Annotated in this window: 15 protein-coding genes and 3 tRNA genes; 11 read left to right on the plus strand and 7 right to left on the minus strand. The window is 61.0% G+C overall.

All coding sequences use genetic code 11. From position 1 onward, the window contains the following. Positions 1–157 precede the first annotated feature (157 nt). The 5 genes from ABGM93_RS05520 to ABGM93_RS05540 all read left to right on the plus strand — a co-directional run bounded on the left by ABGM93_RS05520 (position 158) and on the right by ABGM93_RS05540 (position 3,387). Positions 158–427, plus strand: a complete 270-nt coding sequence (locus tag ABGM93_RS05520; RefSeq protein ID WP_321504115.1) for a hypothetical protein — start codon at positions 158–160, stop codon at positions 425–427. Then, complete coding sequence (gene dnaN / locus ABGM93_RS05525; protein ID WP_321504117.1) at positions 424–1,575, plus strand: DNA polymerase III subunit beta; 1,152 nt, start codon at positions 424–426, stop codon at positions 1,573–1,575. Before ABGM93_RS05520 ends, dnaN begins: the two co-directional genes overlap by 4 nt. A gap of 5 nt (positions 1,576–1,580) precedes the next feature. Further along, on the plus strand, positions 1,581–1,871 hold the full coding sequence (locus ABGM93_RS05530; RefSeq protein WP_321504119.1) for a helix-turn-helix domain-containing protein: 291 nt from the start codon (positions 1,581–1,583) through the stop codon (positions 1,869–1,871). A 24-nt stretch (positions 1,872–1,895) separates the two neighbouring features. After that, positions 1,896–3,059, plus strand: coding sequence for a tyrosine-type recombinase/integrase (locus tag ABGM93_RS05535; protein ID WP_321504121.1), 1,164 nt, complete (start codon positions 1,896–1,898; stop codon positions 3,057–3,059). Between the two features lie 251 nt (positions 3,060–3,310). Next, positions 3,311–3,387 (plus strand) — tRNA-Pro (locus tag ABGM93_RS05540). A gap of 457 nt (positions 3,388–3,844) precedes the next feature. On the opposite strand, the gene ABGM93_RS05545 is transcribed toward ABGM93_RS05540, so the two are convergent. After that, positions 3,845–6,997 (minus strand): autotransporter domain-containing protein, encoded by a 3,153-nt coding sequence (locus tag ABGM93_RS05545; protein ID WP_321504124.1) that lies wholly within the window; start codon positions 6,995–6,997, stop codon positions 3,845–3,847. Between the two features lie 671 nt (positions 6,998–7,668). Between ABGM93_RS05545 and ABGM93_RS05550 the strand changes: the two genes are divergently transcribed. The 3 genes from ABGM93_RS05550 (at position 7,669) to ABGM93_RS05560 (ending at position 8,403) form a co-directional block, all read left to right on the plus strand. Beyond that, a tRNA-OTHER gene (locus ABGM93_RS05550) sits at positions 7,669–7,782 on the plus strand. Positions 7,783–7,854: 72 nt separating this feature from the next. Further along, positions 7,855–8,160: an ETC complex I subunit gene (locus tag ABGM93_RS05555; protein WP_321504126.1), complete on the plus strand. Its 306-nt coding sequence runs from the start codon at positions 7,855–7,857 to the stop codon at positions 8,158–8,160. Between the two features lie 166 nt (positions 8,161–8,326). Next, a tRNA-Arg gene (locus tag ABGM93_RS05560) sits at positions 8,327–8,403 on the plus strand. 59 nt (positions 8,404–8,462) lie between these two features. On the opposite strand, the gene ABGM93_RS05565 is transcribed toward ABGM93_RS05560, so the two are convergent. Together ABGM93_RS05565 and ABGM93_RS05570 are read right to left on the minus strand one after the other, a co-directional pair. Next, entirely contained in the window at positions 8,463–8,621 is a 159-nt protein-coding gene (locus ABGM93_RS05565) for a DUF4326 domain-containing protein (RefSeq protein ID WP_324292388.1), read from the minus strand. Between the two features lie 128 nt (positions 8,622–8,749). Further along, positions 8,750–9,112: a DUF192 domain-containing protein gene (locus ABGM93_RS05570; RefSeq protein ID WP_321504128.1), complete on the minus strand. Its 363-nt coding sequence runs from the start codon at positions 9,110–9,112 to the stop codon at positions 8,750–8,752. Positions 9,113–9,615: 503 nt separating this feature from the next. Between ABGM93_RS05570 and ABGM93_RS05575 the strand changes: the two genes are divergently transcribed. Beyond that, on the plus strand, positions 9,616–9,966 hold the full coding sequence (locus ABGM93_RS05575) for a hypothetical protein (RefSeq protein WP_321504134.1): 351 nt from the start codon (positions 9,616–9,618) through the stop codon (positions 9,964–9,966). Positions 9,967–10,074: 108 nt separating this feature from the next. Here ABGM93_RS05575 and gyrA read toward each other — a convergent pair whose 3' ends face one another. Then, a complete protein-coding gene (gene gyrA / locus ABGM93_RS05580; protein WP_321505757.1) occupies positions 10,075–12,807 on the minus strand; it encodes a DNA gyrase subunit A in 2,733 nt (910 codons plus the stop codon). 293 nt (positions 12,808–13,100) lie between these two features. On the opposite strand from gyrA, the gene ABGM93_RS05585 reads away from it, so the two are divergent. After that, the gene (locus ABGM93_RS05585) at positions 13,101–13,742 is read left to right on the plus strand and encodes a MarC family protein (protein ID WP_321504136.1); all 642 of its coding nucleotides are present in this window, start codon (positions 13,101–13,103) and stop codon (positions 13,740–13,742) included. 690 nt (positions 13,743–14,432) lie between these two features. On the opposite strand, the gene ABGM93_RS05590 is transcribed toward ABGM93_RS05585, so the two are convergent. From ABGM93_RS05590 to ABGM93_RS05600, 3 genes are all read right to left on the minus strand, one after another. Next, positions 14,433–17,654 carry an efflux RND transporter permease subunit gene (locus tag ABGM93_RS05590; RefSeq protein WP_321504138.1) on the minus strand — a complete coding sequence of 1,074 codons (3,222 nt, stop codon included), beginning with the start codon at positions 17,652–17,654 and terminating at the stop codon, positions 14,433–14,435. Next, positions 17,651–18,667, minus strand: a complete 1,017-nt coding sequence (locus ABGM93_RS05595) for an efflux RND transporter periplasmic adaptor subunit (protein WP_321504141.1) — start codon at positions 18,665–18,667, stop codon at positions 17,651–17,653. The genes ABGM93_RS05590 and ABGM93_RS05595 overlap by 4 nt, the downstream gene beginning before the upstream one ends. A gap of 182 nt (positions 18,668–18,849) precedes the next feature. Continuing rightward, entirely contained in the window at positions 18,850–19,344 is a 495-nt protein-coding gene (locus ABGM93_RS05600) for a hypothetical protein (RefSeq protein ID WP_321504143.1), read from the minus strand. Positions 19,345–19,443: 99 nt separating this feature from the next. On the opposite strand from ABGM93_RS05600, the gene ABGM93_RS05605 reads away from it, so the two are divergent. Further along, positions 19,444–20,439, plus strand: a complete 996-nt coding sequence (locus ABGM93_RS05605) for a cation diffusion facilitator family transporter (protein ID WP_321504148.1) — start codon at positions 19,444–19,446, stop codon at positions 20,437–20,439. Positions 20,440–20,494: the final 55 nt, after the last annotated feature.

Here is a 20,494-nt window from a genome sequence, read left to right on the forward strand (position 1 = left end):
CGCAAGCAATTCCCCGGCATGGCCGGGGTGTCACTCGGATCAGTTTCGCGAGCAACCGGCGCACCCTCCTCCCATGCGTCGGCCGCGAGGCCCCGGCGGCGTCTCCTCCCCGCCGCCGGGGCTGGCATTCACCACGGCGGGAGGCGGAGCCAGCAAAATGATTGACCTTGAGAAGTATCGCTTTGCCGGTGCGCACGTCGATACAGAGCGCAGGCAGCAGGCCATTGATATGGAACGCGGCTTTGGTGACGCCATCGAGCGCGAGGAGATCCTGCATGCCTGCGGTTACGCCCCGGCGCTGGAGTGTATCGAAACCATGATCCGGGACGGGCGCAACGACGACGCTCTGCAGGCGCTTGACGCCTTCATGCGCCCGCGCGGCAGATCGCGCCTTACGCGCGGCGGCGAAAACGAGGTGCGCCGATGAAACTCACCATCGACAAGTCGGAGCTTACCCCGGCCCTTGCCGGGGCTGCATCCGTCACGCCGCGACGCACGGAAATCCCGATTGTCGGGAACGTGAAGATCTCAGCGGAAAGCGACAGTCTGACAATTGATGCCACCGACTTGGACAGGCTTCTTCGCATCACGTGCCGGGCGGACGTCAAGGAGCCGGGCGTGACGACCATCCCCGCACAAAGCCTGAAGGCGTTCATCGATACACTGCCGAACGGTTGTCAGATCAGCATGGCCTCCCATGATCGCAGGGCGGATACCATCCTCCTGTCATCCGGGCGCGCGCGGGCATCCTTTTCCACGCTGCCGGCCGAAGACTACCCGGTCATGCAGGATGTCGAAGAGGGCATCGCATACACCATTACCGGCCAAAACCTCGCGCGGATGCTGGCATTCGTCGAGTCCTCGATGTCCAGCGAAACTGTGCGCTGGTATCTCTGCGGCGCTTTCCTTGAGGTGACCGCAGGGAAACTGACCGCTGTCGCAACAGACGGACACTCCCTTGCAACGTGCAGCACCGATGCCCCCGCGGGCAGCGATGACGCGCCGTCCGTCATCGTCCCAAGCACCGCGATTGCCGAATTCGCAAGGATGATCGGCGCATCGGACGGTGAGTTTCATCTGAGCTATGACAGTCACAAAATCTCCCTGTCAGACGGCCGGGCGACACTCATTTCGAAGTTGATTGACGGTTCGTATCCGGACTGGAGGCGCGTTGCATCAAAGCAGGATGGGCCGGTCTTTTCCGTTTCTCCGGATGAAATGGCGGACGCCGTGAAGCGGGTTGCAACGCAGTCCAGCGGCAAGGAGAGCGCGGTCTACATGGAGACCAAAGACGGAGAATTGCTTCTTGCCTGTGGGGGCGATCACAGCCTCGCTATGGATAGCATCGCCTGCGAAGTCCAGACCGGCGAACCGCATCCCGTTTCCGCGAACAGCCGCTTGTTGCTGGCGGCCCTGTCAGCATTGGGCGGCGATCACCCCGTGAATATCTCCTATGCCGGTTCCGGCTATCCTATTTTCTTCGACCGTCCGGACGATCCGGAACGTGTCCGCATCGTCATGCCGATGAACAAACCACGCCCCAGCGGCATGGACACGCTCACGCGGGAGGCATAGAGGCAATGACAGGCACCGCTCCGCAACAATCACTACTGACGCCGTCCGAGGCTGCGGACTATCTGCGCATCAGCACGGTCACGCTGCGTCGGCTGGTTGATGCGGGCCGTCTCCGCTACATCGCCATTGGCACCAGCCCCAAGCGGCCACGGCGGCTCTATGACGTGAAAGACCTGGACGAATTCATCGCAGCCAGTCGCCGTCGGCACGACCCATCGTTGCCGCAAATCAGGCAGGCAGGAAAGCGCCGGGGTGCGGCTGTGGTATTGTTCAGCGATATCTCGCACCCGCGATAATCTGCCATCCATTGGACAGCCGGCATGACCCTGTATCGCAAGCCGAAAACCAAGTTCTGGTATTACGATTTCCGCCTCGGCGGGCAGCGCTACGCGCGGTCCACCTACGCGACAAACAAACGAGATGCGGCGCGCATCGAAGAGGCAGCGAAGGCTGCTATCAGGGAGCGCCTGTCGCGCGCATCAAATGCGCTTGAGGACATGACGTTTGACGAGGCCGCAGGCCGCTGGTGGCAGGAAGTCGGGCAACACCGCGCAAAGCCGCGAGAGCTTTTCCGCCAGGTGCAATGGCTGGTCGATGCCTTAGGCCCCGGAACGCGCCTCGCAGACATCACAACAAACCGCATGGCTGCAATCGTCGCTCAGCGCCGTGGCGATACCGCCCATTCCGGCGGCCACAAGCCGCGCCGGGCAGATCAAGGCAAACCGGCGAAACGCGTATCGAATGCCACGGTCAACCGCACGGTGACGGAACACGCGCGCGGAATCATGTTGCGCGCGCGCGACGTCTGGAATGTGCCCCTGCCTCAAATGCCCGCCTGGAAAAACCTCACCCTATCTGAGCCGCAAGAGCGGATTCGCGAGGCATCCGCCAGCGAGGAAGTTGCCATGTTGATGGCGATCCGCGAGGACGCGCGCGCGCCCCTGATGTTCGCGTTTGCTTCCGGCTGCAGGCTGGCGGAGATCATTGGCCTGACATGGCCAGCCGTACATTGGGACGAAGGACACATCATCATCCACGGAAAGGGCGACAGAAAACGCCGAATCCCGATCACACGCGAGATCAGCGCAATCCTGCGGCCACTCATCGGCAATCACGCGCATATAGTATTTACCTATGTCTCCATCAGAGCGAATAAGAGCCGCGGCGTTGCGCGCGGCGAGCATCTGCCATGGACGTATAACGGCTTGAAAACCCGTTGGCGCAGGGATGTGCGCGAAGCCGGCCTGGATATCGGCGTGGTCGATTTCCGCTTGCACGACACCCGCCACACGGCTGCAACCCGACTGTTGCGGGCCACGGGAAATCTGAAGATCGTCCAGCAACTGCTTGGACACACGACGATCAGCACCACGGCCCGCTATGCGCATGCGGACCTGTCCGACCTCGCCGGCGGCATGGCCGCGGCAGAAGATGCCAAGCGCCAGAAGGCGCGCCCACGGCGCGCGCGACGCCTGCGCTCCTAATCCTATCCAGAATCTAGCGCTTCTTTTGGGGCCCTCACGAACAGCCGTCATCCACCTGGATTGCGGCTGTTCTTGCATGCCGACCATCGATCAGCGCCCCCGAGAACAAAGCGCGAATAGGTAGTGTGAAAACTGTTGTGACTTTTGGTCTGACACGTCCCACCACTTGCCATTTTGTTCTTATTTCCCGGTTTCCAGCGATTGCGCTCTGAGCGACGAACAGCTATACGAACCAAGCATCTATCGCGGTTCGGGGCATGGCGCAGTCTGGTAGCGCACCTGGTTTGGGACCAGGGGGTCGCAGGTTCAAATCCTGCTGCCCCGACCAGCGTTTTCAACGACTTGGTAGGGCCGCTCTCAGGCAAACAGCGGCTACCCGACAGATGTCTTTCTCGTCAAATGGAACCGCTTGGGAAACCGACCTCGCTGCCAATGGCACGTTCGGCGGAATCGGCAGGCATGCCTCCCCTGCCCCCCTTAGCGCCACTCGCATTGCGATGCGCAGCTAAGCTCACCTTTTCCGGCAGGCGCTTTGGACCTTGAAGGTTCGGGCTTCACCTTCCCTCCTTCGCCACGACGGCGAAGCCCGCATCCCCGCTAAATCACAATCTCAAATCGGTGCCCTTGGCGCTGACGGCAGACATGCCGCCCCCCTACCCGTAAAGGGCCGCAACCGTTGGGCCGTATCGTGACGTCCGCCCGACCGCGCCCCGGCCATTACCGGCGCGCTTGCCTCAGTGGGCGGACGTCTGGTCGCTGTATGGCCGTGCCGCGTCGGGCGCCGGTCAGAAGCGGATTGCGACGGTCGCCTGCGCGCCGTGCGACTGGCTGTCCTCGGCGACCGTCCCCTCGTAGGAGAGCGAGACGTCGGCGCTGTCTGTCAGCTGCGCCCGGAACCCGGCGGAGAACACCGCCTGATCGCGATCCAACGCGGCACCTGTAACCTTGAACGCGGCGCCGCCTGAGGCGTAGCGCATGGTCGTTTCGGCTTCCACGTCGCCAAACGTATGCTGCCAGGCCAGAGATCCGGTCAGTGCGAAGGGGCCGTGGAAGAAGCTGGAGAGATCCTGCTCGAAGCGAACGCCGAGCGTGGAGATGCCCTGCGTCTGGTCGCTGGATCCGACCGACAACGCAGCGGAGCCGCCGGTTTCGGTAAAGCCATCGGTGTTTTGATAGACGATTGCCTGATTCGCGAAAGGCTCCACCTTCGTATCGCTGAAGCGGAACAGATAGCCGAGCTCGGCAAAGCCGTAGGCGGTGTGCGCGGAATAGTCGGCGCTCAGATCCGATGTCAGCGTGGCGACGGTGACCGTGCGGTCGGCGGAGACATCATGGTAGGAATAGCTCGCGCCGAGCCTGAAACCCATAGCGCCGAACTGGCGGCCGCCGTAAAGGCCCAACTGGAAGGTGTCGGAGTTGTTCTCAGACACGATGCCCCGCGCCTGGGCGTGGGTGTGTCCATACCCTGCGAAGACGCCGGCACGCCAAGCATCGGCGATCTCGGTGTCGGCACCGAAGACCACGCCGGCGCTGACGCTTTGCAACCCGGTGACGCCGACACTGCTATCAAGCTTTGACCAGGCCCCATAGCCCTTTGCCCAGAGCACCGGCCCGCCGCTTGACGACACGGCCTCTTCGGTGCCGTCGCCATGGGTGGCGACGGCGGCCATTTCCATGGTCGCGACGCCGTTGAATGCCGAGCGAATACGGCTGGCAACGATGTCGCGCGAATAGCGTGTCGCCCCCATGATCGCCTGCGACGTCCCCGGATAGCTGTCGCCCGAAAGCTCCTGGTAGGTCCGATCCAGGTCTCCGCCGGTCATCCACAGCGCAGCTTTGTAGAGTTCGTTGGTATCGCCGAGGCTGTCGAGAGCATTGGCCGCGGCGCGGCCGTTGCTATGGCCAGACGAGACCACGGAGCCGAGCGTCTTGTCGTTGCGCAGGAGCTGCACTCGGATCTCGTCGGTGCCCTGATCGGCACTCACATCGAGATAGACGAAATCGTCGGTTACGGACGAGAACGTGCCGGTGATGCCATTCGCAGCCGTCAGTACCGTGTAACTGGAGGCCAGCGAATAGTCTGTTTCCGGATCACCGCTCAGCCCGGAAACATGAAGCGTCGCGCCATCCTCGATGGTGACACCGCCGCCCGAGCCCGTGGAAGTGACGTCCAGCCGGTCCGACGTCCCGTCGCTTGCGGTCCGCACCGAAAGCGTCGATCCGGAGACAAACGTTACGTCGCCGCCCGAAACCGTCAGCGAGCCGGTCATCCCGGCATCGCCCGGCGCGATGGTCGCGCCGGAATTCAGCGTCACGCTGGTAACTGCGCCTGTGCCGCCAAGCGTACCGCCGTCGGCGACCGTGATCGCGGAGCGGAGGAACGTGTCGGTGTTGACCAGCAGCGTCCCCCCGTCGACGTTGGTGTCGCCGGTATAGCCGCCGTAGTCGCCTGTGAGGCTGGTCACGCCGGACAGCGCCTGGATCGTACCGGCGCCGCTTACCGCCGCGCTCAGCACATAGTCGGTGTCGGTGTGGTTGAGCACCAGCTTGCCTGTTCCCCCGCCGAAGGTCACGGTGTCGGCCATCAGCTTGCCTGCGGGTGTCGCATTCTGTCCGGCCTCCGCGCCTATGTTGATCACGCCGGTCGATCCGGTTTCACTGGCAATGACAACCGCACCAGCACTGATCACGCCTCCGCGGGACACGGTCACCGTACCGTTGGCGCGGTCGCCGGCGTAAAGCGTGCCGTCGACGGTCAGCGTCGATCCAGAACCGGTCACCATCAACACGCCTGTGGCCGTCGTGTTGTAGGAGGTTGTGTCGTGATCATCGTCATAATAGATGCCAGCGCCGACCGACAGGTTGCCCTTGACGGTCGCGCCCGCGCCATCCGCCACCGTCATGTTGCCCGTGCCGGACTCGCCGAGCATCACCTTGTCCATGGCCGCAAAGGACGAGCCGGCACCGGTCACCGTGACCGTCCCGTTGGTGCCGGCGGCGTGGCCGATGTAAGCGGTGGTCGACACCGTGGTGCTGGCACCATTCTCGACAGTGAAATTGCCGACATTGGTGTAGCCGACGTAGAACGGGCCGTTGAAGGTCGCCGTCGTGCCGCTGTCGCTGAAGGTGGCGTTGCCGGTCGTGCCCAGACCCAGCACCAGGTAGTCCGAGGCGGTGAGGGTCGAGCCACCCGAGACGGTGACATTGCCGACGGAGTTTTTGCCCACGCCAACAATGAGCTGGCCGCCGACCGTCGCGGCGGAACCGTCCGTGATGTTGAGGGTGCCGGTGATGTTGGCGCCGTTGCCGACGAAAACGTGGCCTGTGAGCGTCGCGGTCGAGCCGTTGGCGAGGTTGACGGTACCATCGCCGCCATCGCCGATGATGAGCTGGCCGGAGTTCAGGACCTTGAGGTTGGCGTTGTCGACCGAGATCGTGCCTTTCGAGCCGGCGGCCTTGCCCACAGAGACGTGGTTGTTGGTTTCAAAGGTGCCGCCGTCGGCAATGGTGAGGATGCCAATGGTGCCGTCTTCCCAGCCGACATTGGTCCAGGCGTTGGTGCCCTTGACCGCCAGCTTGGAGCCCGCCCCGGTCACGGTCATGGTGGAGGTGACGCCCGCCGACCAGCCGATGGCGATGGCGGCGTAGTTGGAGAGTGTACTGGTCAGCGTGGCACCGCCGGAGATCACCAATGAGCGCGGCCCCCCGGAGCCCCCAGGGGCGGAGTTAAGGTCGGTGGCGATCGTCGCCGTCGACGTGGTGACGGCGTGGTTGCCGTCGATCACAAGATCGCCGCCGTTAAAGGTGCCGTCCCAGTTTTCGGAGACGTTGAACTCGTTGTTGAGGGCCCCGCTCCACTTGGTTTCCGCCAGGGCGGGCGTGAAAGCCAATACGGAAACAAGGGCGGTGGAGGCGAGCAGAAGCCTGTGGCGGGTCATGCGGCGAATATCCTGAAAATTGCTGGATACCCTTGAGCAGCCGAGCGACTTTCAAGGGGCAGCGAGAAACTCTGAGCAACAATATCGCCACATTTTTCGGCCACATTCAATGAAGTATTTTAAATTAAGAATGTGTCTATATACAAACATTTGGCGTTTTGCAGGTATTTACAATGACCACCTCTCCTGAGTGACCAGGCCGCTGCAAACAGCTGACAGCCGCTTGAAACAGGTGAAGCGGCACCGTCTGTGTGGGGCGCGGCAAGCTCCGAAAATGACGGCGAGACGACGCGCGGGCTGACGTGCCCAATCGCGCACTCAAATACATGTCGCCCGGCGTCATCTTCAGCCGCGTGGCGGCTCCCACCACCACCTCCGGCACATAGCAAACCGGCACCGCGGACAGGCCGCTCGCTCACCTGAGCGGATGGGCGCATCTTGGCATTTCGTAACGTTTCTTTTTTAGAGTGGCACATGTCCCGCCACGCGGCGGCCCCCAGGCGCGCGCCATGGCGTTCACTTCACTCAGGCGGCGGACTGTGTTGGTATGTCTGTGGGAACGTATGAAAGGGTTTACCGGCTCTGCGCTCCGGGTTATCAGGAACAGACGCGGGACGGAATCGCGGCAAACCCTCGCCCGACAGTTACTCGACAGAAACGGGAAAACGCGTCGGGAACGTAAACACAATCGAATGGGCCGAAAACGCCGGTTATCAGCAACACTTTTGTGGCATAACCCGCTTGCGGCCAGCGGGTCGCAGGTTTAAATCCTGCTGTCCCGACCAGCGATCGCAGCCCCTGAGGCCGCGATCTGCCGCAGGATAAGCAGGATTATTGGGGTCATTTCGGAGACGGTCATGGTCGCACGTATCTATCGTCCCGCCAAATCGGCGATGCAGTCTGGCCGGGGCAAGACGAAACGCTGGGTTCTCGATTATGAGCCCGAAAGCCCGCGTATGATCGAACCGCTGATGGGCTACAATTCATCCCAGGACATGAACGGCCAGGTTCGCGTGCATTTCGAGACGCGAGAGGCCGCTGTCGCCTATGCAAAGGCGCACGGAATTGCCTATCGGATCATCGAACCCAAAGAGCGCAAGACCAACACGATGGCCTATGCGGATAACTTCCGCTTCGACCGCCAGATCCCCTGGACGCATTAGGCTCTCGGCACAGGCTCTTTTCCACGGCGACGTGAAAGAGGCTGACCGCGCCCGCAGAAACGAGACTTTCGCGGGCGCTTGTGGCAGGCTTTCCACCTGCATCTGAATCGCCAGGCCGACTTGCGGTTCAAAAGCACCAATCGGATTTGATCCACCCGATCAAGCCGGCCCCGTAGCTCAGCTGGATAGAGCAACGGCCTTCTAAGCCGTCGGTCACAGGTTCGAATCCTGTCGGGGTCGCCATCTTTTCAACGACTTAGCAGAACCATTAAATTCCAAAAGTCTGAATCGGACCGTTGATTTCAGATCTTTGGAGTGCTGTTCGCCAGCCGGAGCAGCACATCGCCATGGCAAGGACCATCGAGCGAGCACCAGCAGGCTAGGTTCTTTCCAGCCAGTTCAGCCCGGATTGTCTCAAGGCTCGGAGGCGCCCCCCCCCCCGCTGTGCTGTGCCCTGACATGCGGGAGTGAGACCGTTTCACACAGGCTTATCCAGGACATGTTCACCGCCCATACAGGAGCTTTCCTCGACTTCTCCAACGGTTCCCCCCGGGGTTTGTCGCGACTTGTCCGTATGGTTTTCCCCATGTCACTCGCCGGCGGACATGAACCCGCTCATAACCTTGTCGCCGGGCTGGATGTTCAGCTTCCGGGCCGTTCCCGCGACCACTTCCAGCACATAGCGAACCGGGACGCCCGAGGGAATGACCTTTTCCGAAAGTGGCTTGGTATCATGTTCGACCCGCGCCACCGCGCCGTTCTCCCGGATGAAAACCATGTCCAGCGACACATAGGTGTTCTTCATCCAGAAGCCGACCGGCCCCTCGCGATAAAAGTCAAACAGCATCCCGGTCCCTTCCGGAACCGATTTTCGGTACATGAGCCCACGCGCGCGATCCTCCGGCCTGGCGACGAACTCGACGTCGAATTGATGCCGTCCGGTACTCGTCACGACAGTGAGTGCCCCCTTTTCAGCCGCGTGTGCTGTCTGGTGCGACAGTCCCGGTATCAACACAAGCGCAAATATGGCGCTGAAGAGCCAAAGAACCGGCAAGGAACGCGAAGCGCGACGACTGATCATAAGTATCACTCCAGAAAGCCTGATCTCAGAGACGGCACCATCCACCGTATTTACACGTTTCGCCAAGCCGCGTCGCGACCAACGCCACAGCCGACGCAGCTGTCGCAGAAACAGCGCCCGGACGCTATGAGCCTATTTTTGCTTTGTTTTTTCGCCATTTAGTCATGCATCAAAGGCTCGTGCCATGCGAGCCGCCGCCACAAGTGGGAACAAATTGCCCAGTTCCAACGTTTAATCCCCAACAGGAAGAACTGCGTTGGGCCCGTTGAACGTCAACCTGTGACCCGTGTCACGACACCAATTCGTCGTGTGCGGCATAGTGACCGCAATGAAGGCCAACAAATGGCCGATAACGAGAGCAGGGAACAACAATCATGGCTTACACAGAGAATGACAGTTTCAGTACCGCCTTCCCCTTCAGTATTCGTCTGCGCGAGCTGGTTCTGGCCTCCGCAGCGGCGATGACAATTTTCCTGGGCCTGTTTGGCGTCAGCTTTGCCCCGGCCCATGACAACACGCAAGTGACTGGCGAGATAAAGGGGGATCGCCTCGCGCTTGGTGGAGAGGAGGCCTGCGCAGGTCAGGCCTGGGGCAACTGGAACGATGCCTGTCTGAAGGCCCTTTCCCAGAAGCAGGATGTGCGTCTGGTCCCCAGCCGTACGGTTGACTTCCACCAGACCGACCGCAATCTCACGGTTCTGGCGAAGATGCCGTCGCAATCCTGATCGAGTTCCTGTGACCTGATCGGACGGTCGACTGCTCTCGCCATTCGAAAAAAGGGCCGCCTTGGGAAAGGCGGCCCTTTTTGTATTTCTGAAGTTCAACGCTCAGGCTCAGGCTTCAGGCGTCTCGTCTGAACTGGACCCCGCTTCGGGCGCCCCGCCTTCAGGGGGCTCGCCCCCGTCAGCCGCGACGTCGTCCTCATCGGTTTCCTCGCCGCCAATCACATCCTCGGAGATGCGCTCAACCGCCACGACACGCTCATCAGCAGCCGTATGGAAAACAGTCACGCCCTGCGTGGACCGGCCCGCAACACGGATGCCGTCAACCGGACACCGGATAAGCTGACCCGCATCGGTCACCAGCATGATCTGGTCGGAATCCTCGACGGGGAAGGACGCAACGAGGCTGCCATTGCGCTCGTTCACGGTCATTGCCGCGATGCCCTTGCCGCCGCGGCCGGTGACCCGATACTCGAACGACGACGTGCGCTTGCCGAAGCCGTTTTCCGAAACGGTCAGGATTTGTTGCTCGATGGCGCTCATTGCCACGTAGCGGCTTTCATCAAGCTCGCTGCCGCCAACGGCTTCCTGATCTTCCCCTTCCAGCGTCACATCTTCCGTCTCGCCACGCATCAGGCGGCGACGCTTCAGATATTCCGCCCGCTCATCAGACGATGCCTCGAAGTGATTGACGATAGACATGGAGATGACGCTATCGTTCTCGGCAAGCGTGATGCCGCGCACACCCGTGGACGAGCGGCTCTGGAACACGCGAACAGCGGTCACAGGGAAACGGATCGCCTGACCGAGTGCCGTCGTCAGCAGGACGTCGTCACTCTCGCGGCAGGTCTCGACATTGATGATCGAGCCGTCTTCCTCTTCCAGCTTCATGGCGATCTTGCCATTCCGGTTCACCTGCGTGAAATCGGACAGCTTGTTGCGCCGGACGGAGCCGCGGGTCGTCGCGAACATCACGTCCAGTTCGCCCCACGTATCCTCATCCTCTGGCAAAGGCATGATCGTGTTGATGTATTCGCCCGGCTGAAGCGGCAGCATGTTGACCAGCGCCTTGCCGCGCGAAGTCGGTCCGCCAAGCGGCAGACGCCACACTTTCAGCTTGTAGACGATGCCGCGCGAGGAGAAGAACAGAACCGGCGTGTGCGTGTTGACGACGAAGAGACGGGAGACGAAATCCTCCTCCTTCATCGCCATGCCGGAGCGCCCCTTGCCGCCGCGACGCTGTGCACGGTAGGTGTTCAGAGGAACGCGCTTGATGTAGCCGCCGTGGGAAACGGTCACGACCATTTCCTCACGCGCGATCAGATCCTCGTCGTCAAGGTCCGCGCCGCCTTCCAGCAACTCGGTACGACGGGGCGTGGCGAACTCTTCGCGCACGGCGATCAGTTCGTCCTTGATGATGGAGAAGATCCGCGGGCGCGAACGAAGAATATCCAGGTAATCGGAGATCTGGTCGCCGAGCTTGGTCAGTTCGTCGCCGATTTCGTCGCGGCCGAGGGCCGTAAGACGCTGCAGGCGAAGATCGAGGATGGCACGCGCCTGCTCTTCCGACAGCTTGTAGGTGCCGTCTTCGAGAACCTTGTGGCGCGGGTCGTCGATCAGTTCCACCAGCGAGGCAACGTCCATGGCGGGCCAGTTGCGCTCCATCAACTGGGCGCGGGCCGTAGCCGGGTCCGGCGCGTGGCGGATGAGCTTGATAACCTCGTCGATATTGGCAACCGCGATGGCAAGGCCGACCAGCACATGGGCACGGTCACGCGCCTTGGCCAGCAGGAACTTGGTGCGGCGGCTGACAACTTCCTCGCGGAAGGCAACGAAAGCCCGAAGGAAATCCATCAGACCGAGCTGCTCCGGACGACCGCCGTTCAGGGCAACCATGTTGCAGCCGAAGGAAGTCTGGAGCGGCGAGAAGCGGTAGAGCTGGTTGAGGACGACGTCGGCAACCGCGTCGCGTTTCAGCTCGATCACCACGCGCATGCCCGAACGGTCGGACTCGTCACGGATATCGGAGATGCCCTCAATGCGCTTGTCGCGCACAAGCTCCGCGATCTTCTCGATCATCGAAGCCTTGTTCACCTGATACGGGATCTCGTGGATGATCAGCGCCTCACGGCCGCTGCGCACCTCTTCTGTGGTCACACGACCACGCATCAGAACCGAGCCGCGCCCCGTCTCATAGGCCTGACGGATACCCGACTTGCCAAGAACGAGAGCTGCGGTCGGGAAATCCGGCCCCGGAACGACTTCCATCACCTCGTCGAGGGTGGCGTCCGGATTGTCGATCAACAGGATGGAGGCATCGATCACTTCGCCCAGATTGTGCGGAGGGATGTTTGTCGCCATACCAACGGCGATACCGCCCGCACCATTGACGAGCAGATTGGGAAAGCGGGCCGGAATGACGGTCGGCTCGCTCTCGGAATTGTCGTAGTTGTCCTGGAAATCGACGGTGTCCTTGTCGAGGTCGTCGAGCAGCGTGTGCGCGACCTTTTCAAGACGACATTCCGTATAACGCATCGCGGCGGCGGGATCACCGTCGATGGAGCCGAAATTGCCCTGCCCGTCGATCAGCGGCAGGCGCAGGGAGAAGTCCTGCGCCATACGCACCAATGCGTCGTAGATCGCGCTGTCGCCATGGGGGTGGTATTTACCCATGACGTCACCGACCACACGCGCCGACTTGCGGTACGGCTTGTTCCAGTCATAGCCGTTTTCGGACATCGAGAAGAGGATGCGCCGATGCACCGGCTTGAGGCCGTCGCGAACATCGGGGAGCGCACGCGACACGATCACGCTCATCGCGTAATCGAGATAGCTGCGCTTCATTTCCTCGGTAATCGAAACGGGCTTGATTTCAGACGGCAACCCGCCGGATGCCGTCGTATTGTCCTGGTCTGCCAAGAATAATCTCGTCGGTTGGAACAGATTCTCACTTTATAGCCGATTCCGGCGATCAAACCAAATGGGACGCGTTTAAAGTCACACTATTTTCTCAAATGATTTCTGGCACTTATCAATAGGTGCGAAAGCTGCGCACAACAATATGCGCGGCAAACCGTCGGTGGCATGCCCCCGCCATCACTGCTATGGAGAGTGCCGACCCTCAACGGGAGCCCCCCATGCTTGCCGAATACCTCATCAACGCGTTTGCGACGCTGTTTGTCACAATTGACCCTATTGGCCTCGCGCCGATGTTTCTTGCGGTCACACCGGGCCTTGCGGGCGCCGAACGGCGCACCATCGCGATACGGGCGGTATGCATCTCCGCCGCCCTGCTCCTGGCTTTCATATTTTGCGGCAAGCCGCTCCTGACCGTTCTCGGGATATCGGTGCCCGCATTCCAGGTCTCCGGTGGCCTGCTGCTTTTCGTGATCGCCTTCGAGATGATCTTTGGCCATCGGGCCCAACGAAAGAGCGACACCGCCGACAAGCTCGCGCAGCCTGAGCCGGACCACCATGGCCATGGGCAGGATGTCTCCGTGTTCCCGCTGGCCATCCCGCTTATCGCGGGTCCGGCGTCCATCAGTGCGGTGATCCTTCTGTCATCGCAGGCGGAAACGGGCATGGAGCTGGCCGGGCTCATCACCGTGGCGCTGTCCATTCTTGGCCTGTGTTTCGTGATTTTCCTGCTGGCGGACACCATCGAAAGGCTGATGGGCGCAACGGTCCAGCTTGTGCTCACGCGGCTTCTGGGTGTTCTTCTGGCCGCCTTGAGCGTGCAATTTGTCGCCGACGGCGCAAAGGCATTTTTCGGAGGCTAAGGCTAGTCTCCCGAATTCACATCCATGAGCCATGGTGGAAGGGCGGAAACTGTCAGCAAACAGTCTCCGCCCTGTTTATTGGCTTTAGGCCCTTCAGCCGAAGGTGAAAGTGAACGCCTTGCCACCTATTGTTCCGGTTCCTGTCCCTCTCATTCCTGTAGAGACGAAACTGAAGGGGCCACTTTGGCCATTGGAACAATTGAAAGTGCCTTCGCCGTGTCGGTTGGAAACATAAACGAATGTCCCTTCGCAGACCCGCCCTTTATTACTTGTGATCTTAAGAGTGCCGCCCCCATCCAGGTAACCCGTCGCAGTCCCCTTGAATGTCTCGGCCCCACTTCCAAGTTGGCCACGCACCGGCAATGTCATAGCGCATCCGGAAATTACGAGCCCGACAAGCGGAACTACGAAATATAGACGGTTCATTCTTTTGTCCTCGACACATTAACACTTAGAACAAGCTTGATTGGGAATACACGACCAATCCAATTGGCACCTACTCACGCTTGCAGAAAATACTTAGCATATCAATTGTCTTGCGCTGCGCGGAAAAATGACAGTCGTTTGAAATAGCCAATCCGCCCCCCCCCTTCGCACGCCAGACCGCCAAAACAAAAACAGGGGGCCTGGGCCCCCTGCTTTTGAGTTTCGCGTGCACCCGAGATCCCTTTCAGAGGATCTCGGTCACCATCAGCTCATGGGCTTCCCATCGTCGCGCAACACGACGTAGATCGCCGGGATGACGAGCACTGTCAGCAGCGTTGACGAGGCAAGACCAAAGAGCAGCGAGATGGCGAGCCCCTGGAAAATCGGGTCCGTCAGGATCGTCACAGCCCCGATCATGGCGGCCAGAGCCGTCAAAAGGATCGGCTTGAAGCGGATCGAGCCGGCCTCCAGTAGTACGTCTTTCAAAGGCCTGTCCGGTGTGCGGGCATGGCGAACGAAATCCACCAGAAGGATGGAGTTGCGCACGATGATGCCCGCAAGCGCGATAAAGCCGATCATCGAGGTCGCACTGAAGGGCGCCCCGAACAGCCAGTGCCCGATCATGATGCCGATCAGCGTCAATGGCACCGGGGTGAGGATCACCAGCGGCAGCTTGAACGAGCTGAACTGACCGACGACGAGGAAATAGATCGCCAGCAAGGCCACCATGAAGGCAGCGCCCATGTCGCGGAAGGTCACCCATGTCACCTCCCATTCGCCGTCCCACAGCACTGCCACCTGAGCATCGCTGACGGGCTGACCATGGAGCACGACCTGAGGCTTGGGCAGATCGCCCCAGTCGGTCTGGTCGATCTTGTCCTGAACGGCGAGCATGCCGTAGATCGGGGCTTCGTATTCGCCTGCCAGATCCGCCTGGATCATCTCAACCGGGCGTAGGTTGTGCCGGAAGATCAGGTAGGAGGACGGCTCCCGCGTGATCGTCAACACATCGCCCAGTTCCACCACACCGCGATTGCCCGGCAGGGCGTTGGCAGGCACCGGCGTCGCCAGCAGGCGTTCGCTCAGAGCGCGTTCGTTCTTGGGCAGCGCAAGCGTGATCGCGATCGGGCGACGCCCCTCGCCGCGATGCGAATAGCCAACCGTCGTCTCACCCAGCAGAGACTGGATGGCGTTATAGACATCCGCCTCCGATACGCCGTGATACTCCAGGTTTTCCTGATCAATGGAAAAGCGCAGGCGTTCGCTCGGTTCGCCGTGGCTGTTGTCCACATCGACGATGAACGGCACCTCTTCAAAGAGCGCCTGAAGCTTGTCGGCAACCGCGCGTCGCGTCTTGGCGTCCGGGCCGTAGACCTCAGCCAGCAATGTGGAGAGCACCGGCGGTCCCGGCGGCACTTCCACCACCTTCACAGAGGTTCCCGACGGCACGTCCAGCGCCTTCAACCGCTCGCGGATCTCCAGCGCAACATCATGGCTTTCGCGCGAGCGTTCGCCCTTGGGCAGCAAGTTCACCTGAAGGTCGCCCAATTCCTGAGAGGAGCGCAGGAAGTAGTGGCGCACGAGACCATTGAAATTGAAGGGCGCCGCCGTGCCCGCGTGGGACTGGATGGAGGTGATTTCCGGAATATCCACCAGAAGGGCGACCGCCTGGTCAAGCACCCGGTCTGTGTCTTCCAGCGCCGTGCCTTCCGGCATGTCGAGGATCACCTGCACCTCGGATTTGTTGTCGAAGGGCAGGAGCTTGACGGTCACGTCCTTGGTGTAAATGAGCACCATCGAGCCAATCGTCGCCACTCCAACCAGCAGCAGGAAGGTGAGTGCGTGCCCCTTGCTGACAAGCACAGGACGTGCGGCAGCGCGGTAAACGCGCCCCATGACACCACCGGCATCCATGCCATCGCCGTGGGCGTCATGGGCATGATGTGCCGGGGCCTTGCCGGCCAGGCGCAGCATCAGCCACGGCGTCAGCACCACCGCGACGAAGAAGGAAAACACCATTGCGGCCGATGCGTTGGCCGGGATCGGGCTCATGTAGGGCCCCATCATGCCGGAGACGAACATCATCGGCAGAAGGGCCGCAACCACGGTCAACGTGGCGATGATCGTCGGATTGCCGACCTCCGCCACTGCTTCGATGGCCCCTTGAACCCGGTCGCGCCCGTCCTTCATTGCCCAGTGGCGCGAAATATTCTCGATCACCACGATGGCATCATCGACGAGGATACCGATCGAGAAAATCAGCGCAAAGAGGCTCACACGGTTGATCGTGTATCCCATGATCTTGGCTGCAAACAACGTCAGCAGGATCGTCGTCGGGATGACGACAAAAACCACCAGCCCCTCGCGCCAACCAATTGAGAAGCCAACCAGAAGCACGATGGAAATCGTTGCCAGACCGAGATGCAAAAGGAGTTCGTTCGCCTTCTCGTTCGCAGTGTCACCGTAGTCGCGGGTAATCTTCACCTCGATGGATTCGGGGATCAGTCGCCCCTTCAGATCCTCGATATGGTGCAGAACCTCCTCGGCGATGACGACGGCATTGGCCCCGGGGCGCTTGGCGACCGCGACAGAGACGGCAGGAAGCCGCGTCAGCGCGCCATCGGCCTGTTTTTCAACGTTCCAGACGCGAGATTCCACTTCCGCTGGCCCCACGACCGTACGCGCAACGTCCTTCACGTAGACCGGCCGTCCATCTCGGGTGGTCAGCAGCAGGAGGCCGATATCGGGCACACCAGACAAGGTCTGTCCGGCCGCGACTGAAACCGCCTTGCCCCCGTCTCGCACCTGCCCCGCCATGAAGGAGCGGTTGGCCGATTGCACCTTGCCCATAAGCTGGTCGAGCGTGACACCGTAGAGCGATAGTTTTTCCGGCTCCGGCTCGATCCGGATCTGGTTCGTCGTCCCGCCGACGATATAGGTCAGCCCCACATCCTCCAGACGCGAAAGCTCGATCCGCAATTCATCGGCCAGATCATACAAGCCGCTCGACGTCCACCGCGCGGCGGCGTCCGGCTTTGGCGTCAGCGTCGCAACGACAATAGCGACATCATCGACACCGCGTCCGATAACCAGCGGCTCGGGAATGCCGGTCGGGATGCGATCCATGTTGGCGCGGATCTTTTCATGAACGCGCAGGATCGCCTCGTCGGAGCTCGTTCCCACATAGAAACGCGCGGTGACCATCACCTGATCATCGACGGTCTGGCTATAGACATGCTCAACGCCGGGAATCGCCTTGACGATGGTTTCCAGCGGCTCCGTGACAAGCTTGACCGCATCCTGCGCCTTGAGGCCATCTGCGCGCACCATGATATCCACCATGGGCACGGAGATCTGGGGTTCCTCCTCGCGCGGCAGGGTGATGAGCGCGACCACGCCCAGCACCAGCGCTGCAAAGAGCAACAGCGGGGTCAGCGGCGACCGGATAAAGCCCCGCGTCAGATTTCCAGAAATCCCGAGCTTCATGGCATCACCAGCTGATCGCCCGCCTTCAGGCCGGACAGGACCTCAACGCCGGGCTCCCCGTCCAGATCGCGACGCACGCCAAGCTGGACAACGATATCGAGCGGGTCGCCCCCCTCACGCGCAAGGCGCACGAAATCGAGCCCGAAACGGGTATCGACGTACGCCATGGGAATGACGATGGCATCGCGCGTACCGACCGAGATCGCGGCTTGCGTTCGCTCGCCGACGAAAAAGTCGCCAAGCCCGGCGACCTTGGCATCGGCAATTACGCGCCCTTGCTTGATCTGTGGGTAGATCTTCACGATCTCGCCTTTGCGCGCCTCTTGGCTGCCGCCCATTTCAGGGGCGCCAAGTTCCACCGGATCGCCGAGTTCGATGAAGCTGGCGTGGCGTTCGGGAACCTCGATCCGCAACAGAAACCCGTCGGCGGCGACGGAGGCGACAACCTCTCCGCCCATGACGACAGAACCGGCAGTCACCGGAACATCAAGGACACGGCCGGAGGTCGGCGCCAGCACATCCCCCTCCACCATCTGCTGATCGAGCACGGCGCGCTCGGCCTCGGTCGCCTTCAGCGCGTTGCGGGCGACCACCAGCGCGGTGTCAAGCTGGTCGATATTCGACTTGGCGATGGTGCCGCGTTTGAACAGTTCCTGGGCTCGGGTGTAGTCGAGCTCCGCTTTGGTTACCTGCGAACGCGCAGCCAGAATGCGCGCCTCCAGCGCCCGGGCCTGGAGGTTCAGCTTCTCGTCGACGATCCGGGCGATCACGTCGCCCTTGTTCACGAAGCTGCCTTCGGTGACATCCAGTTCCATCAATGTGCCGGAGATCCGCGCACGTGCGCCGACATCGACGGTCGCCTGAACCGTGCCGTAAACCAGCTTGATGTCTTCGATCGCGCGGCTCTCGACCGTGAAATCCGCGGCCTCGACACAGCTTGAGCCGATGGTCAATGAAAAGCTCGATGCCAACAGTGCGAGAGCGACTAACGCCTTGCCGCGCATGGCAACCATGAGGCGGGTTCCACCCTGGTGCGGCCCTTTGGGCCTGGCAGAGGTACACATGCGATCACCCCGTATATTAGTATATTCGAATATTCCTATATACTGAAATGAGGCCGATTGTAAGCCCTTCTTTTTGTATTCAGAGCCGGTTGCGGTCGCATTGAGCAATCTTCATTGCGCACCGGCTTGCCTCAATAGTCCAGCTTCACCTCGTATTCCCGGCCGCCATAGCCATGAACGCTGTCATGAGCGCGCAGGGTCACGGTTGTGGTCCCATCTGGAAACAAAATGCCGGACAGAGACCGGGTGAATGGCTGTTCGTTCATATGCGGATGGGCCAGGTTTCGCACCGCCAGAACGTCTCCGTCTTGAGCCACCACTTCCCAACGATCCGCGTAATGGTCCCATCCACTGTCGGCATGGCGCAAGGTGGCTGAGATCGTCCAACTCCCGTCACCATTCCTGACGGCTTTCGCCGCGATCACATCGGCCTGCCCGGCACGGGCGTTCTGCGCCCCCAGGGCGAAACACAAGACCGCCGATAGGAGAAAAGCAGTGAACCATGCGCCTTTCGCCCACTGCTTTCTGACAATGACAGTTGCGGCTTCCGCAAAGACACCCTTATCTTTCCCCTGCCCCACGCTGGGCAAAATAAATTCGTGCGATCCAAAATCGTGCAGTTTCATGAAACCGTTTCCCGCTTGTTACCGTTAAGCAACCGGACAATTGGAAATCGTAGTGGCCCGAGTTCCCGGCCCCAGTCACGATCGCGCGAGGAAGTTAGAATGGCCCACGGCTCCAAGAAGGTGATCTACGCCGCACTTGCCGGCAACACCCTGATCTCGATTACGAAGTTTGCCGCCGCGCTCTATACCGGATCCTCAGCCATGCTGTCGGAGGGCATTCACTCCCTGGTGGATACCGGAAACCAGGGCCTTCTGCTCTATGGCATGAAGAAAGCGGCAAAGCCGGCCGATGAACGCCACCCCTTCGGCTATGGCGTGGAGCTCTATTTCTGGGCCTTTGTCGTCGCGATCCTGATCTTTGCCGTTGGTTCCGGCGTCTCGATCTATGAAGGCATCCAGAAACTGCTCCATCCGCATCCGGTTTCCAATCCGATGGTCAACTTCATCGTTCTGGGTCTCGCCTTCGTTTTCGAGGCCGGAGCATGGATCGTTGCCCTGCGCGAATTCAATCAGACCCGCGGCACGCGAAGCTACCTTCTGGCGGTCCGCCAATCCAAGGACCCGACCGTTTTTACCGTCCTTTTTGAAGACAGCGCCGCAATGCTCGGCCTGCTCATCGCCTTTGCGGGTCTGGTGGCGGCGGAGATGACCGGTATCGAATGGTTCGACGGAGCAGCCTCCGTAGCCATCGGTGTGGTTCTGGCGGGAACGGCCATTCTGCTCGCCTACGAAACCAAAGGGCTGCTGATCGGCGAATCCGCTGCACCGGAACTGATCGCGACGGTGGAGACCCTGATCACCCAGGAGGATGCGGTCATCGGGTTGAACGAACTGCGCACCATGCATCTGGGCCCGCATGACGTGCTCGTCGCCATCTCACTCGATTTTCGCGACAACCTGACGGCCGCGGAAGTCGAGGAGACCACGTCCAGGCTGGAGGAGATGATCAAGACCCGGTATGCCGATGTGCGCCGGGTCTTCATCGAAGCGCAAAGCGGGGCCCGGCACCGTCAGGCCCTTGAGCGCGACGCAATGGCAATCAAAAGTGGTGCAGATGCGGAAGATGGCGAAGCCGGCATTTTGGCTGCTCATTGATTGCAGCTGCGCGGATCGGTCTGCATCCGGTCCCAGTCTGGCGTTCTCCGATCAA

Source organism: Breoghania sp. (assembly GCF_963674635.1).
GTDB lineage: Bacteria > Pseudomonadota > Alphaproteobacteria > Rhizobiales > Stappiaceae > Breoghania.